The sequence below is a fragment of the Cyclobacteriaceae bacterium genome (genome assembly GCA_030584025.1).
GTDB lineage: Bacteria > Bacteroidota > Bacteroidia > Cytophagales > Cyclobacteriaceae > UBA2336.
The window spans coordinates 1,255,040-1,271,866 of record CP129487.1; the positions used below are offsets into that span (position 1 = coordinate 1,255,040).

Sequence of the window (16,827 nt, forward strand, 5' to 3'; positions counted from 1 at the left end):
GAGTCACTAAGTTTTCAATCACAACTATGTACAGGTTTATTATTTTATTTTTTGTAACACTAACAGGGTGCGCGCAACAGAGCACATCTCAGCAAGAACTTAATCAACCCCTTGCTTTTCCAGGTGCAGAAGGTTTTGGAAAATACACCACAGGAGGTCGTGGGGGAAAAGTGTATGTTGTAACCAGTTTGAATGATGATGGTCCCGGCAGCTTACGCGAGGCCATTCGCAAGAAAGGACCGCGCATAATCGTATTTGCTGTTTCTGGCTACATTGATTTGAAAGAGCCACTCTTTATTAATAACCCGGATGTAACGATTGCCGGTCAAACCGCCCCGGGTGATGGCATTACTCTTCGTCACTTCCCTATGAAAATCAGCACCGATAATGTGATTATCCGGTATTTGCGTTTTCGGTTGGGCGATGTTTCCGGAACGCAGGATGACGCCATCAGCGGCACACGGCAAAAAAACATCATCATTGATCATTGTTCGATGAGTTGGGCAACGGATGAGTGTGCATCTTTTTATGGAAATGAAAACTTCACCTTGCAATGGTGTATCATTTCGGAAAGTCTGAATAGTTCGGTGCATGCCAAAGGCGATCATGGATATGGTGGTATCTGGGGTGGTAAGAAAGCCACGTTTCATCATAACCTGATTGCCAATCACAGCAGTAGGTTGCCTCGCTTTAGCGGATCGCGCACGGTTCCCAATTCTCCGGACGAGTTGGTGGATTTTCGAAACAATGTGATCTACAACTGGATGAACAACAATATTTATGGCGGGGAAAAAGGAAGGTATAATGTGGTGAATAATTATTTTAAGCCGGGACCTTTTACAACTAAAAGTAAGCGCGAACGGATTCTTAATCCCAGTGAACCTTATGGAAAGTTTTTTGTGTCTGGAAATGTATTGGAAGGGTTTGATGATATAACCAAAGCCAATAAGCGAGGTGTTGTTGCAGATGCTGTTGATTCTGCCTGGGTTACAGATCCATTTCCTTTCGAAAACATTATGGAGCATAATGCTGCGCAGGCATTTGAGTTGGTATTGGCGCATGCAGGCTCCAGTCTGAAGCGCGATCCGGTGGATGTGCGCGTTATTGAAGAAGCCCGCAAAGGAACATCTTCAGCCGGAACGAATAAGAACGGTATAATCGACTCACAGGAGGATGTGGGCGGCTGGCCTGAGCTAAAAAATGCGGCTACCCCAAAGGATTCCGATCAGGACGGCATGCCCGATGAATGGGAGCGAAAGAATAAAATGAATCCGGAAAATCCGGAGGATGCTGCTCAACATACGTTGAGTAAAACCTATACGAACATTGAGGTCTACATCAATAGTCTGGTAGATGGTAAAATGACGGCAAAGAATAAAGTTAGGTAATGCACTGCGTAAGCCGGTATCTCTGCTTTGTATTTATATTTTTGAGTGGTGTTGAGTTATGGGCACAGCCTCAGATTCCACGTGATACCACGTATACTGTATCGGGTACATACAATAAACTAAAAAAGCAGTACCCGACTATTCAACTTGTAAGGCCGTACGAAAATTCACACATCGTTCAAGAAAATGACATTGTTTATACAACCCTTCAACAAGCAGAAAATCATAGAGAATTAAAAGCCGACCTGTTTTATCCGAAGAAAGTAAAGCGCAAGCTTCCGGGCGTGATTCTGGTGCATGGTGGTGGCTGGCGATCGGGTGATAAAACCATGAACATACCGCTGGCACGGCAACTGGCGTTGGAGGGTTTTGTGGTGATGAGCGTGGAATATCAGTTATCGCTCGAAGCAAAGTATCCGGCTGCTGTGCATAATCTCAAAGCCGCCATACGCTGGTTGCGAAGCAAAGCAAGTGAATATTCGCTTGATGAGAGCAAGATTGCCATCATCGGTGGCTCGGCAGGGGGACAACTGGCTTCGTTAATTGGTACTACCAATGGAAATCAGAAATTTGAGGGAAATGACGGACATGCTCCATTTTCAAGTGAGGTTCAGGCTGTTGTTGATCTGGATGGGTTGCTGGATTTTACGCATGAAGAAAATCTGGCCATAAAGCGTACGGATTACAGTGCCGATGTATTTTGGTTGGGCGGATTTTATGACTCAGTTCCTGAGGTATGGAAGGAAGCCTCACCCATAACCCATGTTTCAGCATCAACGCCACCCTTTCTGTTTATCAACAGCAGTCAAACGCGGTTTCATGCCGGGTGTAAGGAGATGGTGGAGAAACTGCAATCATTTGGTGTTAAAGCTGAAGTAATAGCATTGGAAGATGCACCACATTCCTATTGGTTTTTTGAACCGTGGTTTACCCCGATGACGGGTCATATTGTAAAATTCCTGAATCAAACATTAAAGAAGAAATGAAACCACAAAGCACACGGAGGTTTACACAAAGTTCACAAAGTAATCTGAGACAAATATTTTCTCTTTGTACACTTTGTGCCTTCCTGGTGTTCCCTGTGGTTAAGAATGTGCATGCCCAAGACATCCGACCAACAAAGCTTACCGTTGCTCAAGATGGAAACGGTGACTACACCACCATTCAGGAGGCCATTAATGCGTGTCGCGATTTGGGGTATGCGCGTGTAACCATTCACATCAAAAATGGCAACTATAAAGAGAAGCTGGTTATTCCCTCCTGGAAAACCGCCATCAGCCTGATTGGTGAAAGTCGTGATCATACCATAATTACCTATGATGATTATTCCGGAAAGGACAATCCGAATGCAAGTGAACCCAACGCAAAGCCTAAGCTTAGCACATTCACATCGTACACGATGTTGATACAAGGTAACGACATCTCGCTCGAAAACCTTACCATACAAAACACAGCGGGCAGGGTAGGGCAGGCGGTAGCGTTGCACGTAGAGGGCGACCGGGTTTCGGTAAGGAACTGCAACATCACCGGTAATCAGGATACGCTGCTGGTTACACGCGATGGTAGCAGACAATATTTCAGCGACTGCTACATTGAAGGAACTACTGATTTTATTTTTGGTGAAGCCACTGTGTTGTTTGTGAATTGCACGATTAAAAGTCTTTCGAACTCCTTTATTACCGCGGCCTCAACGCGTGAGCATACGCCTTATGGTTTTGTTTTCCAACACTGCAAACTGATTGCGGATAGCGAGGCAACCCAGGTTTACCTTGGTCGGCCTTGGCGCCCCTACGCGCGCACCGTTTTTATGCATTGTGAATTGGGTAATCATATCCGTGCTGAAGGTTGGGATCCCTGGAAGGGTGATGCCATGTTTCCGGATAAGGACAAGACCGCATTTTATGCTGAGTATAAAAATTTCGGACCGGGTGCTGATGTCAATCAACGGGTAGGCTGGTCGAAGCAACTAACTAAGAAGGAAGCTAAGCAATATACGGTAAAGCATATTTTTCGGGATTGGAATCCTGATTGATTATTTGTGAATGGCCCGTCATTGCGAGGGAGGAACGACCGAAGCAATCCCAAACTTCTGTCTAGTTCTCACTATGTAATGAGGGATTGCTTCCTGCCCGTCAGGTCAGGCGGGCGTCACGTAACGTTTTGTGAAGTTGATTAAATCACTTAAACGTTCCTCGTAATGACGATGAAATTTGGAATTGAAAAATATATTTTTATTTATTGTTTTAGTAAGTTATGAACTGGACTACTCTATTACTAAGTTGGCGTGCAGTAGAATTAAAACGCTGGCTTATATTTTTCTTATTTCTATTCGCAGCCACTTCATCCTTTGCACAAACCTGGAAATCAGATCAAGACAACGGCACCTACATCAATCCCATCCTTCATGCTGATTATTCAGATCCTGATGTATGCAAGGCGGGAAATGATTTTTACATGACTGCATCTTCATTCAACTGTGTTCCGGGTTTGCCCATTTTGCATTCAAAAGATCTGGTGAATTGGAGGTTGATCAATTATGCATTGCCCACACTTTCCTATGCAGAAGGTTTTGATAAACCGCAACACGGTAAGGGCATATGGGCACCGTGCATCCGCTATCACAACAATGAATTTTACATTTACTTTCCTGATCCCGACCACGGCATCTATATGATTAAGACAAAAGATCCGGCTGGTGCATGGTCGGAGCCGGTGTTGGTAAAAGGAGGGAAGGGATTGATTGATCCTTCTCCATTGTGGGATGATGACGGAAAGGCGTATCTCACGTATGCATTCGCGGGAAGCCGTGCAGGTATTAAAAGTTTGTTGATGGTGTGTTCCATGAATGCAGAAGGCACCAAAACATTGGGTGATGATGCGATTGTTTTTGACGGACACGATGCGCATCCCACCGTGGAAGGACCGAAGTTTTACAAACGTAACGGATACTACTACATATTTGCGCCAGCAGGTGGTGTGGCAACAGGCTGGCAGTTGGTGTTGCGGGCAAAAAGTCCATTTGGTCCATATGAGCACAAGGTGGTGATGGATCAGGGTTCAACGAACGTAAACGGCCCGCACCAGGGCGCGTGGGTCGAACTGGATAACAGTGAGCATTGGTTCTTTCATTTTCAGGATGCGGGTGTGTACGGAAGAATTGTACACCTGCAACCCATGGTTTGGAACAACCACTGGCCGGTAATTGGCGCTGATGTTAAAAAGAGCGGAAAGGGAGAACCGGTGTTAAAACATAAAAAGCCGGATGTCGGAAAAACCTATCCGGTTATTTTTCCTCCTGAGTCGGATGAATTTGATTCACGAACATTGGGTCTGCAATGGCAGTGGCATGCCAATCCGCAACTGCATTGGGCTTACCCGGTGGCAGACAAAAGTACGCTTCGCCTGTTTGCAGTTCCAAAACCACCGGATGCAAAAAGTTTTTGGGATGTACCCAATCTGTTGTTGCAAAAATTTCCTGCACCGCAGTTCCAGGTAACAACCAAACTCACTTTTATATCTCGTTTTGAAGGCGAAGAAGCCGGCTTGATTATTATGGGGCGCGACTACGCGCGACTGACTATTAAAAGTAAAGACGGTAAGCTTTTCATACGTCAGGCCCTTTGTAAAAATGCCGATAAGGGAGCAGCGGAGATTTCTGGTACAGAAACAGCTTTAACAGGTAATATCCTTTACTTGCGTGTGCAGGTAAAGCAGGGAGGCGTTTGTACGTTCAGCTACAGCGAAGATGGCAAAAAATTTAAATCAGTAGGTGAACCTTTCCAGGCACGTGAAGGTATGTGGATTGGCGCCAAGGTTGGCTTGTTTTGTATTCGTGAGGGCATCACCAACGATGCCGGGCATGTGGATGTGGATTGGTTTGGGGTGAGTTCGGAATTCTGAATTTTAAATTTTAAATTCTGAATTGTGAGAGGGCATCTCTAAAAAACCAATACAAAACCGCGGAGAACGCAAAGAAGACGCAGAGAGCCTCAGAGAATGAAAGAATGTGTATTTCTCTGCGTTCTTTGCGTGTATTCTCTCTGTGCTCTCCGCGGTAAAATTCATTTTAATGTTTTTAGAGGTTTCCTTAATTTTAGGAATACTTGCGGATACTCATATTCTGAATCCGGATTTATGATTTTATATTTTTAGTGAGAATTACTTTAACCGCACCAGCTTCCCCTTCCGCTTTACAATGTTCTTATAGTCCCACTGAATGTCGCGCGATTTTTTGACCCAGCGGGTTACATCGTGCACGCGTACTTCTTCAACTGAAGTATATCGGATAGAGGCGTCTTTGAATTTACCCGTGCCGGGTTCAAGCTTTTCTTCCTCAAAGTCAGCACCGCTCCAAAACATCAACCGGACGCAATCTTTGAGTTTGCTGTAGCCCACCACAGGGTTGCCATCTAAAAACCAAACCGGGTGCGCATGCCAGATTTTTCTTTCGGCTTCTGTTAACGCCTTATCAATGGTGGAGGCCAGCAACGTGCAAATGGCTTTGTCGGTTGTGTTTTGCTTGTTGTTGTATGCGGTTATCTCCTTGTTCATTGAACTTCAACTAAGTAATCACTACACCTGAAGCATTCCCCGAAAACCCCTTACACCATAATAGGATTCAGCCCCGTTGTGGTAAATGAAGACGTGTCCAAAACGATAGTCACCAAAAATGGCGCCTCCGAGTTTGCGGATATCGGCTGGTGTTTTTAGCCAGCTTGATGTTTTGGTATCGAATGGCCCCACCGTTTGTAACGCACGGTATTGTTCCTCGGTTAGCAATTCAATACCCATGTCTTCAGCCATTTGTACAGCACTGTTATCCGGCTTGTGTTCTTTTCGTGATTCAAGCGCTTCGTGGTCGTAGCAAATGCTCCTGCGGCCTTTAGGGGTTTCGGCAGAGCAATCGCAAAAGGTATACGTTCCTGTTTTTTTATCGAATTGAATCACATCGGGCTCACCACCGGTTTGTTCCATCTGGTGTAACGACCACAGTTTTTCAGGTTTTGCCTTCGCCAGACGGGCTTCCACGTTTTTCCACTCCAGGCCTTTGTGCCGCTTCATGTTTTTTTCAAAGCGATTTTGTAAAATGCCAAGCAACGCATCGCGTTCTTTGGCAGACAATTTCATTTTACCGGACATGCGTATTCGATTATCGGGTTATCATTACTTTTCGTTCTGCGGGCCTCATATACCATGAAATAACGGTTAACACAAGCAATAGCGTTGGACCGAAATATTCGCTGGCCTGATCGCCAACAGCAGCATGTGAAAATACAGCTCCTGACATTAAAAAGAAAAACCCTGCATAGGCCCATTCCTTTAGCAGGGGATAGCCGGGCATAAGCACCGCTACAACACCTAATAATTTCCAAATACCAATCAGGGTTATGAAATACAACGGATAACCCAGAGCCGTCATCTTTTCTGCTTCTTCTTCCAGCGGAATCAATTGTACAATACCGGTTGATACCATTCCCAGGCTAAGCCAGATGGTGGAAACCCAGTAAATGATTTTATTTCGCTTGCTCATGGTTGATTATTTTAGTTTCAATGCTATTTCCTGTAAACGGTTATGCGCCATATTGATGCCTTGGGCAAAAGGTAATTGTAGCATGGCATCACGGTCGGCTACCGATTTATACACAATGTGCATGGTAAGCTTACTGGTGTGGTCAGTAAGTTTTTCGAACGTCAGGTATTCGAGCTGAACCGGAAATGGAGTGTTCTCCATTTCAAATGTCCGGATGATTTTCTCATGGGGTATGCAGGTATGAATGGTTCCGTTAAAGCGGTGTTTATTTCCCATCGGATCGGTGGTTTCAAACTGATAGCTGCCATGTTGTTTTGAGTCGAGTTTCAATACTTGTGTTCCCATCCATTGTGCCACGATTTCCGGCTCAACATAAGCGGTAAAGAGCAGGGCAACGGGTAAATCAAATTCACGGGTAATGGTTAAATCCTGTTTGCCGTCTTCGGCATGTATTTTTGTTTTGCGCTCCATGTTATCTCGTTTTATATTTTTTCATTACGGTTTCCAGTTTTGTAAAGCGATCGTCCCACAATTGCCGGAAGGGCTCGAGAAAATCAGCTACAGCTTTCATTTTTTTGGGGTTGAAATGATAGTATACCTCACGGCCGCTTTGCTCTTGCCTGAGCAGCTCACATTCAGTAAGTATTTGCAGGTGTTTTGATACAGTAGGGCGGGCGGTATCAAAGTTTGAGGCGATGGCACCGGCAGTCATGGATTGTGAAGCCACCAGCAGTAAAATGGCCCTGCGCGTGGGGTCGGCTATGGCTTGAAAAACATCTCGTCTCAGGTTCATTGTGTAGCTATTTGGCTACAAATATATGTAGTTAAATAACTACACAAAATTTTCGCTGATTTTTTTTTCTGGACAGTCAGGCGTCTTCCTCGGGCCGCAGCAGGTTGGCCAGCTTTTGTGGGGCCACTTCACAATAGGCTGAGGTGAGGGCATCTGTAAACACATCTTTGCGAACCTTTTTCAGTTCAATAAGTGTCCAGCCCTGCTTGCCCCATTTGTTTTCAACCGGATAAATACTGGAGGTGTTCATACGGGAGAAAACATCCTGATCAATTTCCGATAGCCTGAGGCAGGCTTTGTTGTTGGCGTGGTCGTAGGTAGCGAAAATCTTTTTCTTTACCCGGAAAGAAGTTTTCTCAAAGTGTGGTTCCTCCGTGGTTTCCGGAAAGGAGAGGGCCAGCTTGCGAAAAGTTTCGAGGGTTACCATATTTTTTTATGATGTACACAAGATACGTAATCCCAATCCATGCTGAACATGAGTATGTGTAATTGTTCTAAGCTCCGGAATGGATGTGATGTTCAGGCTTGGCCGTATCTCATAAAAGAAATGCGTTCGCTTCCAGGGTTCTTTTTTCTTTCCTGCCCGAAAATCAATCCCCATGGGTATGTAGGTTGATACAACAAGATGGGTTTTGTTTTGGGATGTTTCGGTTTTACTGATGTTTGAACCTGGGTAATGATATGTATAGGGATAGGCATAATGTCCGGTAGGGAAACGCATTTCCTCCCGGTTGTATTTGCTGTAATGAACCTCTGTGGTAGCATGAATAGATACCCCGGTTGTGAGGCCGATGCCGGCAAATAAGGTAAGTCGGGCTTTTTCATCGGTTCTGAAAATCACCGACCCGTCAAGCCGGATTTGTTCCGAGGCATAATTCATGCTGTAATATTCTGTGGTTATTGAATCAATATAAATTGTTTGACTGGTTTGGGAGGATGTTAAGGTATCGTAAGGGCTGCGATTCGTTTTGTATAAATCACCCTGCAAGGTTTTGCCGGATAGGTAGCTAATACCCAAACGTAAAACCGGGTTGGCTTTGTATCGTTCTTGTTGCTTGTCGCTGAACCGAATACCCAACAATACCGAAAACAATGTATTGTTGATCAGGCTGAAGTCACCCGACTCAGAAAAGTCTGCGAGGTTGTTGTTTAATAAAGTAGATTCGGGATAAAGCGTTTTGAAATCGGCCAGCTTTCCATTGCTGACCGGATTTGAAAAGTAGCCTGCCTGAACAGCGATGTCATAGATGTTTATGTTTTTGATTTTTTCCGGTTGTTGTTCCTGTGCGGACACACCGAAAGTTCCGGTCAGCAGCATCGCGACCGTTAACGTGTTGATTTTTCTCATTTTTCGGGGGGTATATTCCGAAAAACGAGTTTTAGCTGGAGATATTGTATAATATCTCTTAGGTATTTTGCAATGATGGATATAAAGGAAATGAGCATCGCGGAATACTAAAGGCCGACAAGGTCGTCACAGTCCCCCGTGGGGAAACGTTGTAGCGAAGATAACACTTTGAACTTACACTGAACCCCACCATTGCGCAAACATTTTGTTAGCGGCAGTGATTCTTACTCCACTCTCTCGTTCCAGTCCACCTTTGTTATCTTATTTTGTCCAACGATAATCACAGAGACTTCCTTGTCCAAGGCTATACCATAAAAGTCTAAATTCACTAAAATATAATCTCCGTAAGTGGTTGTCACAGGTCGATGCGTGTAGAATGCTTTTTCAAACAATGGATTTACTATTTGAATTTCGGTTTCTTTAATCTCTGATAAAAAAGTCATTTCGTTCAAACGAACTATGTACAGTTGTCTCCCTTGGTAATTGAAGGTCGAAAATATTTGAATACTATATAAATCAAGTAGTTTTTGATAAGCTTCTGATTTGTCCGAATAACCTAGTGCCCCTCCCTCTTTGGTTTTTCCTATTTCGCTTTTCTTTGCCTTAGTTAATTTTCGAGGATTGTCGATTGATTTAATCTCAGTGGAGCCCATTCCATGACCTAATTGTGCTAATACTAAATATTTATTGTCCTTTTTATAAACCGAATTTGCGCACGTGGATTCTGTAAAGAAAATATCTCCGGAATCTTTTTCGAAGAAATAAATTGTGCCTCCCCACTCTCCGTGACAATCTCCAAATACGATGAATTCACTGTCTTCAAATAGTTTGGGCTGCTTGTCTAACGGAAACTTTGTTTTTAAGGTAGTCCATTTGTTATTCCAAACATAAGTGACTCCGCCAGCAACAGCCGCTAATTTGTCATTTACTATCCAATGGTATCTAAACTTCTTTGTGTTTAACTTTTTCTCAAAATCAAAGTCTCGCTCCATATTCTCAACCTTATAGCAAACGAATTTCCCAGTCCTGAATAATGAGACCAGTCTATTGTCATAGATAACCGAATATGAAACGGGGTAATTAATGTAATTATCATCGTAGTCATCAAAGTCGTTCGTGTAGTATGGGTTTTTTATGACTAAATGATTGGTTTCAAATGCTATCGGGCTTTCACTTATTGAAACATTGAACTGGTCGGTCTTGTACAATGATGAAATTGCAACAGAGTCATTTTTCCGTCCCGAAAATGGGTCGCGCCATGAATTCTTAAAGTTGCTTATTAGTTTGTCGAACGAAACATTTTTGTCTTGTCCGAGTACAGTCGTTGTAAGTAAAATGAATGTCAGTATGTTAAAGTGTCGAATCATTGTCAAAGAATCATTGCCGCTAACGTTTGGCTATTTGCAGTTGCGGGCATAGGAGGCTTTAAAAATGAAGCGCAGCGAAATGTTAAGCCCGACCTGCACGTCCCTGTCCCCCGACACCGAACTAAATTAAGAAATTACTTTTAATACCTGCACCAAACCCCCGAATTGCATAAACATTTTGTTAGGCGCAGTTCATTTTTGTGACACTGATTTAAAATACTTCTCATCGAATCTTCCGTCTAGGCGATGATAGAATTCAATGATCTGACTTGTCTTCTCTCGTATCCTTTTGTGCATTTTCACAATCTCCCAAAACCCAGTATTACTTTTGAATAGGTTTTCAGCGAATGAATTGAAGTCTTCCTCAATACTTGCCGTAGAATACAATGATAGTACCCCTTTCTTGTTTAATTCTAAGTCAAACGTCTCTGATGCCTTTCCGTGCTTCAAAGCATCAGTTCCAGACTTCCCATAGTGAATGCCTTTATTTTGAGAAATCCATTTTTTCTTATCAAAGAGGAACGAATAATTTCTAAGCAAAATGGAAGAAAATTCCGAGTGGAATGCTTGTTCAATCCAGAAGTCAGTGTATCCCAAATTGCTACCACCGTTGCTTAAGTAAATTTCCGATATCGAATTTGTTCCACCATACTCTTGTCCGTAAAATTCAAGCTGTCCGACTACATATATTTTGGTCAAATGCTTTCTAATTAATTCTACGGGATATTTATTTAGCGCCTTTGTTATGATTGCTTTACTTCTTTTGAACTCACCTGTGTCCAACGGTGTCGCTCTTCCGTTTATCTCTTCTGTTAACCATGCCTCTGGGAATATCTTATGGTCTGCTGAGAAAATTATTTCAATACCAAAGTCGGCCAAGGTGTTGTCCTGAGAATAGACACAAATCGTGCTTGAAAAGAGAAATACTAGTCCTAAAATTCTATTCACAAAATCTCCAATAAAATGAATTGCGCCTAACGTTTGGGTTTGGGCAGTGACGTGCTTAGGAGGCCTTAGCAATGAAGCATCGTGGAATGCTAAGGCCGACAAGGTCGTCACTGTCTACCGTGGGCAAACGTTGTAACGAAGATAAATATTTTATACAAACACATCATCCCGCCATTGACCAAACCTGTTGTTGGCAGCGGTAACTTTTCACTCCGAAACTTTTACAAAAGTCCGCATTTTCATTTCAAATTTGTCAGACTTGTAGTCAACGGTCGATTTAGAACTTTCTAACCAACCTGTCTTGTGATTAAGAATATAGGTCGTCAAGTTAATCATATCATCGTAGTTGAATTTCTCCATAGTCGCTGTGCTGTCAGCAAGTATATCATTTAGAGACTTTTCGAACTTAATATTTAATTCAATTTCTTGAATGTCGCCTGAAAACGACTTTGAATGATATGTTAATGTTGTAGGAAAAATTTCTCCAGTCTTAGGGTTGGGCATAGTCGTTTCTTCAACAATGTCACCATTTACAGGATTTTTAATGTTATAAATTGCCAATAGTTCCGAAGCTTCTTTCACAATTGCGGCCTGGAGCTGGTCAGCAATTATCCCATTGTTTCGAGTTATTCGTTTAAAGTCTTCACTTTCTTTGTCACTTATCTTAATTGAATCTCTGGTACTAAGGAATGTGTCCATGTACTTTTCAAAGTGATTATCAAAGTCAATGATGTCAATTAATTTTCCATTTTCGGAAATCTTAACTTTGTATGGGATATTAAATTTGACCAAGTCCTTTGTAATCTCAAAGACATTATTCATTCTGCTTGACAAATCTCGTAATGAGTCTACCGTTGTAGTTATTGATAAATCACCTAAGGGTTGGAGTGCAATTTCAACTATGTAATCCTGTCCAACTTTTTCAACTACTGTCACTTTAAGTTTTTTTTCGTACTCGGTATTAATAATTGTATCCGAGTCTGTCCTGACAAATATTGACCCCTGTTCATTAAAAAATCTATAGTCACCAGTTGTCCACTTAGGTTTTATTGTTTCACTCTCGGAGTCTCTATTACCGCAACTAATTGTCGCAATAAGAAATACTGTCAATATAATTCGCGTCATGCCTAATCGTCCCTAAAGTTATGGCTGCCAACAACCAAATATACACATTACTCAAAGCAAATATGCTTCATTTCCGGTGTGAAAAAGAGGATATTTATATTGTGCTATAGTCTAATTACGCCAACTGTTTACTTCAGCAAACGTGCAAGCCCTGCCTCCAACCCTCTCAATTCGGCCAGGCCTTTTAGCCTGCCAATGGCCGAGTAGCCGGGGTAGGTTTTCTTGTTCAGGTCGTCCAGCATCTGGTGGCCATGGTCGGGGCGCATGGGTATGGGGTTGCCGGTGCGATTCATGAGTTTGAGTACTTCATGTACAACCGCTACCATGTCGGTGTCGCCTTCCAGGTGGTTGGCTTCGTAAAAATTTCCTTCGGCATCGCGTTTGGTGTTGCGCAAATGTAAAAAATGAATACGCTCCCCAAATTTTTGAATCATGCCTAAAATGTTGTTGTCGGCTCGGGCACCAAAGGAGCCGGTGCAAAAGCACAAGCCGTTTGCCGGAGAGGGTGCGGCTTCCAGTAATTCCTGCACGTCTTTTTCAGTGCTTACCACACGTGGTAAACCCAACACGGGGTAGGGTGGGTCATCGGGGTGTATCGCTAGTTTCAATCCCACTTCTTCAGCAACGGGTGTCACTTCTTGCAAAAAATGAAACAGGTGCTGCTTCAGTTTGGCCGCGTCTATGTGTTCGTATTGTTTCAGGGCAGTCAGTACTTGTTCGGGTGTAAAGCTTTCATCGCTGCCGGGCAGGCCGAGCATGGCGTTCTGAAAAAGAAATTTCTTTTCTTCTTCGCTCATGCGTTTAAAGCGTGCGGTTGCTTTTTCTATTTCTTCGGGTGCGTAATCTTTATCAGCGTTTGGCCTTTTTAATAAAAATAAATCGAACGCTACAAAAGCTGCGCGTTCAAAGTACAGGGCTTTGCTTCCGTTGGGCAAGGTGTACGAAACATTGGTGCGCAACCAATCCAGTATGGGCATAAAATTGTAGGTCACTACTTTTAAGCCGCAAGCTGCTACGTTACGCAGACTGGTTTTGTATTGCTCAATATATTGCTCGTAGTTGCCGGTTTGTTTTTTGATGTCTTCATGTACGGGCAGACTTTCAATCACGGTCCACGTTAAACCGGCATCTTCAATTACTTTTTTTCGTTTGTTGATTTCTTCCTTTGTCCACACGTCCCCAACCGGAACGTGATGCAGGGCGGTAACCACGCCTGTGCATCCGGCCTGGCGTATATCGCTTAAGCTTACGGGATCATTTGGCCCGAACCACCGCATGGTTTGCTCCATTCTTTTCATTTCAATTTTCAATTAACAATTTTCAATTATCAATGAGCAATTAATAGTTAACAATTTTATTGTCAATTGCCAATTGTTAACTGCTAATTGTTAATTGTAATTGATTAAAACCCAATCGAATTCCCTCCATCCACAGGCACTACTGTTCCGGTAATGAAAGTTGAATCATCGGAGGCGAGGAAGTATGCCGCGTTGGCTACATCGTTAGGATCTCCCAAACGGCCCATCGGGGTACGCGACAATACTTTTTGTTTTCTTTCGGGGTCGCCATTCAAAGCTGTGGCCGACATTTTCGTGGCAATAAAACCAGGGGCAATGCAATTCACACGAACGCCATGCGGAGAAAGTTCAACAGCCAGGGTTCGTGTCATTCCTTCAATGGCTGTTTTGGATGCCGCATACGCCACCACTCCGGGCAAGCCGTATTGCGCAGCCATTGAACTGATATTGATGATGCTGCCTGATTTTTTTGCCACCATGTTTTTTGCTACTTCTCGCGTAAGCGCAAACACGCTGGTGAGGTTCGTGAGCAGAATTTGCTGAAACTCCTGATCGGTAACTTCGAGTGCACTTTTCTTCAGGTTGATGCCGGCATTGTTTACCAGTACATCCACCTGGCCGTGTTGGTTTATGATTTTCTTAATGAGTTCAGGAATGCTGTTCAGGTTGGTTACATCAAAGGCAATGGCTTCACCGTTGCTGCCCAATAGGGCAACTGCTTCATTCAGCTTTTGCTCATCCCTGCCCAATATGATGGTGTGGATGCCTTGTTGTGAAAACTTTCGGGCAATAGCAAAACCGATTCCTGATGATCCTCCGGTTACAATGGCAATCTTTTTTCCCATGCTGTATAACAATTAAGCCTTATCACCATTGCGGCCTGATGCCAGGTGCATAAGGGAATTCCAAATTCATATAATAGTCTAATGTCTTGTCGGGTTTTTCCAATCCCTCTGGTATCGGCAAACCCGAAAACGTCTGAAAGTACAACACACAGGCATTGCGCCACCAGATGGCTTCGTTGTATTGAATGGTCAGCAGCATCTTCACGTGTTCAAAGCGTTCACGGTCGATTTTGCCCTCCAGTGCATTCCATTGCTGTTGAAACGATTTTACTTCTTCTGCACCAGCATAGTAGTGGTGGCAAATTTCTTCCCACAACGTTTTTCCCGATTTCAGTTTTTCGTTCCAACCTACATGATGAAACCACAACAGAAACTTTTCAGGACATTGTTCACGCGAACCAAACAATTTGGCTACAGGTTCTGCATATTGAGCAATGGCATTGCTACCTGTTGCTGTACGATTAAAACCAATACCTTCTTTGCTGGCCTGATGGTAGTATACAGATGTCCAGTCGGCACGGTGTTTATCTTTAATCCATGGAGCGGGACCGTAATGATGGCTCCAACCCATGATGTGGTGCAACCCGAGTGGCGTCATGTATGATATAGTGGTTTCCCACGAGTTATCCATAATTTCTTTCGCAGGGTTTACAAAGCTTGCATCATTGGTGAAGGTCATGCGTAACCATTCTTCCGCGATGTCTTGTGCAGAGCGTTGATGATCCCACGCCAACCTTCCATAGGCATACCAGTTGGCTTGTGCAAACGGATGGCCAGTCCAGTTTCTATCTGTACCGATGTTGGCTACACCGGCAATACCGGAAAGCTGGTGGCTGTCGACTGATCCGTCAATCACTTTTGCTACTGTCGATCCTGGACCTTTGGCATGCGTATCGGCATCCAGGCATTCTTTAAATTGATTGGCCAGGTAAACGAGGTGCGTACTGAAGCCGGTGTATTCCTGTGTTAGTTGAAACTCCATCATGAGCGGAGTGTTGGGTATCGTACCGAACATGGGGTGGAACGGTTCGCGCGGTTGAAAATCGATGGCCCCGTTTTTAACCTGGATCAACACATTTTTTCTGAACGTTCCGTCAAGTGGTTTGAATTCGTTGTAGGCTTGCTTCGCACGATCATCAGGCACTTTATCATCGTATACAAAGGCACGCCACATCACCACACCATTAAATGGGGCTACTGCATCGGCCAACATGTTTGCGCCATCAGCATGGTTGCGGTTGTAGTTTTGCGGGCCCGGTTGTCCTTCCGAGTTTGCTTTAACCAAGAAGCCCCCGAAGTCGGGAATGTGTGTGTAAATCTCCTTCACCTTGTCTTTCCACCATTGCTGAACGGTTTCATCCAGGGGATCTGCTGTTTTTAATCCACCCAATTCAATGGGCGCACTGAAGCGTGCCGTGAGGTAAATTTTTATGCCATACGGACGAAACACATCTGCCAGTGCGGCTACTTTTTCAAGATAGTGTTCGGAAAGTACACGTGCGTTTGCATTTACGTTGGTCACCACTGTTCCGTTTATGCCGATGGAGGCATTTGCACGGGCATAGTCGTGATAACGCGGGTCGATATAGCCGGGAAGTTTATGCCAATCCCACAATGAAAACCCGGCATAGCCGCGTTCAACGGTGCGATCAAGATTATCCCAATGATTTAAAACGCGAAGATCAATGCGCGGTGAACTTTCAATATCAAGTTTGTCAATGGATTGATGGGTTTGCAACAGTTTAAGAAAATGAAATGTGCCATAGAGCACGCCAATTTCTTCCGGTGCAGTAATGACGGTTATTTTTTTTCCTTTTTGTGTGATGGTGAGAATAAGAAAACCTTCACGCCCCAGGTTTTTCAGTCGTGCCTCAAGGTTGAGTTTTTTTATTTCCGGTGTATTGGATGTTCCGGCCAGCACAGTTGAAGCGGTAACAGCATTTGATTCCGGAACCTTCGTGCCAAGCAAACCACCAAGACCTTGCGCCAGTTCTTTGCGTACCAACGAAAGGGTAGGGGAATTTCCTTCTACCTTCCAACCTTTGATTTGTTTTCGGTAATGAGCAAGAACTGTAGTGTTATCCACGCAATCGTACCGCAACCATAGGCGGTACCCATCTTCTGCCCGGGCAGCAAGAGTAAGCGTAAGAAGCAGCGTAAGAAGGAGTGGCAGTTTTTTCATGTG

17 protein-coding genes are annotated in these 16,827 nt (G+C 43.8%); 4 read left to right on the forward strand and 13 right to left on the reverse strand.

Annotation, left to right across the window (positions count from 1 at the left end):
• The first annotated feature begins 17 nt into the window (after nucleotides 1-17).
• The 4 genes from QY309_05955 (at nucleotide 18) to QY309_05970 (ending at nucleotide 5,288) form a co-directional block, all read left to right on the forward strand.
• Complete coding sequence (locus QY309_05955) at nucleotides 18-1,388, forward strand: pectate lyase (GenBank protein WKZ61685.1); 1,371 nt, start codon at nucleotides 18-20, stop codon at nucleotides 1,386-1,388.
• Nucleotides 1,388-2,374 (forward strand): alpha/beta hydrolase, encoded by a 987-nt coding sequence (locus QY309_05960; GenBank protein WKZ61024.1) that lies wholly within the window; start codon nucleotides 1,388-1,390, stop codon nucleotides 2,372-2,374. The genes QY309_05955 and QY309_05960 overlap by 1 nt, the downstream gene beginning before the upstream one ends.
• The gene (locus QY309_05965) at nucleotides 2,371-3,420 is read left to right on the forward strand and encodes a pectinesterase family protein (protein WKZ61025.1); all 1,050 of its coding nucleotides are present in this window, start codon (nucleotides 2,371-2,373) and stop codon (nucleotides 3,418-3,420) included. Before QY309_05960 ends, QY309_05965 begins: the two co-directional genes overlap by 4 nt.
• Nucleotides 3,421-3,641: 221 nt before the next feature.
• Complete coding sequence (locus QY309_05970) at nucleotides 3,642-5,288, forward strand: glycoside hydrolase 43 family protein (protein WKZ61026.1); 1,647 nt, start codon at nucleotides 3,642-3,644, stop codon at nucleotides 5,286-5,288.
• A 258-nt stretch (nucleotides 5,289-5,546) separates the two neighbouring features.
• Here the strand turns inward: QY309_05970 and QY309_05975 are convergent, their stop codons facing one another.
• From QY309_05975 to QY309_06035, 13 genes are all read right to left on the reverse strand, one after another.
• On the reverse strand, nucleotides 5,547-5,939 hold the full coding sequence (locus QY309_05975) for a DUF1801 domain-containing protein (GenBank protein ID WKZ61027.1): 393 nt from the start codon (nucleotides 5,937-5,939) through the stop codon (nucleotides 5,547-5,549).
• A gap of 21 nt (nucleotides 5,940-5,960) precedes the next feature.
• Nucleotides 5,961-6,527, reverse strand: coding sequence for a DUF4256 domain-containing protein (locus QY309_05980; GenBank protein ID WKZ61028.1), 567 nt, complete (start codon nucleotides 6,525-6,527; stop codon nucleotides 5,961-5,963).
• Nucleotides 6,528-6,537: 10 nt separating this feature from the next.
• A complete protein-coding gene (locus QY309_05985; GenBank protein ID WKZ61029.1) occupies nucleotides 6,538-6,918 on the reverse strand; it encodes a DoxX family protein in 381 nt (126 codons plus the stop codon).
• A 6-nt stretch (nucleotides 6,919-6,924) separates the two neighbouring features.
• A complete protein-coding gene (locus QY309_05990; GenBank protein WKZ61030.1) occupies nucleotides 6,925-7,389 on the reverse strand; it encodes an SRPBCC domain-containing protein in 465 nt (154 codons plus the stop codon).
• Between the two features lies 1 nt (nucleotide 7,390).
• On the reverse strand, nucleotides 7,391-7,711 hold the full coding sequence (locus QY309_05995; GenBank protein ID WKZ61031.1) for a metalloregulator ArsR/SmtB family transcription factor: 321 nt from the start codon (nucleotides 7,709-7,711) through the stop codon (nucleotides 7,391-7,393).
• Nucleotides 7,712-7,787: 76 nt separating this feature from the next.
• Nucleotides 7,788-8,138, reverse strand: coding sequence for an MmcQ/YjbR family DNA-binding protein (locus QY309_06000; GenBank protein WKZ61032.1), 351 nt, complete (start codon nucleotides 8,136-8,138; stop codon nucleotides 7,788-7,790).
• 6 nt (nucleotides 8,139-8,144) lie between these two features.
• Nucleotides 8,145-9,059 carry a hypothetical protein gene (locus QY309_06005; protein ID WKZ61033.1) on the reverse strand — a complete coding sequence of 305 codons (915 nt, stop codon included), beginning with the start codon at nucleotides 9,057-9,059 and terminating at the stop codon, nucleotides 8,145-8,147.
• Between the two features lie 224 nt (nucleotides 9,060-9,283).
• Nucleotides 9,284-10,051 (reverse strand): hypothetical protein, encoded by a 768-nt coding sequence (locus QY309_06010; protein WKZ61034.1) that lies wholly within the window; start codon nucleotides 10,049-10,051, stop codon nucleotides 9,284-9,286.
• Nucleotides 10,052-10,618: 567 nt separating this feature from the next.
• Nucleotides 10,619-11,374, reverse strand: coding sequence for a hypothetical protein (locus tag QY309_06015; GenBank protein WKZ61035.1), 756 nt, complete (start codon nucleotides 11,372-11,374; stop codon nucleotides 10,619-10,621).
• Nucleotides 11,375-11,581: 207 nt separating this feature from the next.
• Nucleotides 11,582-12,499, reverse strand: coding sequence for a hypothetical protein (locus QY309_06020; protein WKZ61036.1), 918 nt, complete (start codon nucleotides 12,497-12,499; stop codon nucleotides 11,582-11,584).
• 128 nt (nucleotides 12,500-12,627) lie between these two features.
• Entirely contained in the window at nucleotides 12,628-13,797 is a 1,170-nt protein-coding gene (uxuA, locus tag QY309_06025) for a mannonate dehydratase (GenBank protein WKZ61037.1), read from the reverse strand.
• Nucleotides 13,798-13,901: 104 nt separating this feature from the next.
• On the reverse strand, nucleotides 13,902-14,642 hold the full coding sequence (locus QY309_06030) for a glucose 1-dehydrogenase (GenBank protein ID WKZ61038.1): 741 nt from the start codon (nucleotides 14,640-14,642) through the stop codon (nucleotides 13,902-13,904).
• 22 nt (nucleotides 14,643-14,664) lie between these two features.
• Entirely contained in the window at nucleotides 14,665-16,824 is a 2,160-nt protein-coding gene (locus QY309_06035; GenBank protein ID WKZ61039.1) for an alpha-glucuronidase family glycosyl hydrolase, read from the reverse strand.
• Between the last annotated feature and the right edge of the window lie 3 nt (nucleotides 16,825-16,827).

Coding starts and splice junctions, on each gene's coding strand:
- QY309_06035 (WKZ61039.1), bottom strand. CDS start 16,824: ATGAAAAAACTGCCACTCCTTCTTACGCTGCTTCTTACGCTTACTCTT.
- QY309_06000 (WKZ61032.1), bottom strand. CDS start 8,138: ATGGTAACCCTCGAAACTTTTCGCAAGCTGGCCCTCTCCTTTCCGGAA.
- QY309_05960 (WKZ61024.1), top strand. CDS start 1,388: ATGCACTGCGTAAGCCGGTATCTCTGCTTTGTATTTATATTTTTGAGT.
- uxuA (WKZ61037.1), bottom strand. CDS start 13,797: ATGAAAAGAATGGAGCAAACCATGCGGTGGTTCGGGCCAAATGATCCC.
- QY309_05975 (WKZ61027.1), bottom strand. CDS start 5,939: ATGAACAAGGAGATAACCGCATACAACAACAAGCAAAACACAACCGAC.
- QY309_06010 (WKZ61034.1), bottom strand. CDS start 10,051: ATGGAGCGAGACTTTGATTTTGAGAAAAAGTTAAACACAAAGAAGTTT.
- QY309_06030 (WKZ61038.1), bottom strand. CDS start 14,642: ATGGGAAAAAAGATTGCCATTGTAACCGGAGGATCATCAGGAATCGGT.
- QY309_05985 (WKZ61029.1), bottom strand. CDS start 6,918: ATGAGCAAGCGAAATAAAATCATTTACTGGGTTTCCACCATCTGGCTT.
- QY309_05990 (WKZ61030.1), bottom strand. CDS start 7,389: ATGGAGCGCAAAACAAAAATACATGCCGAAGACGGCAAACAGGATTTA.
- QY309_05980 (WKZ61028.1), bottom strand. CDS start 6,527: ATGTCCGGTAAAATGAAATTGTCTGCCAAAGAACGCGATGCGTTGCTT.
- QY309_05965 (WKZ61025.1), top strand. CDS start 2,371: ATGAAACCACAAAGCACACGGAGGTTTACACAAAGTTCACAAAGTAAT.
- QY309_06005 (WKZ61033.1), bottom strand. CDS start 9,059: ATGAGAAAAATCAACACGTTAACGGTCGCGATGCTGCTGACCGGAACT.
- QY309_05995 (WKZ61031.1), bottom strand. CDS start 7,711: ATGAACCTGAGACGAGATGTTTTTCAAGCCATAGCCGACCCCACGCGC.
- QY309_05970 (WKZ61026.1), top strand. CDS start 3,642: ATGAACTGGACTACTCTATTACTAAGTTGGCGTGCAGTAGAATTAAAA.
- QY309_06020 (WKZ61036.1), bottom strand. CDS start 12,499: ATGACGCGAATTATATTGACAGTATTTCTTATTGCGACAATTAGTTGC.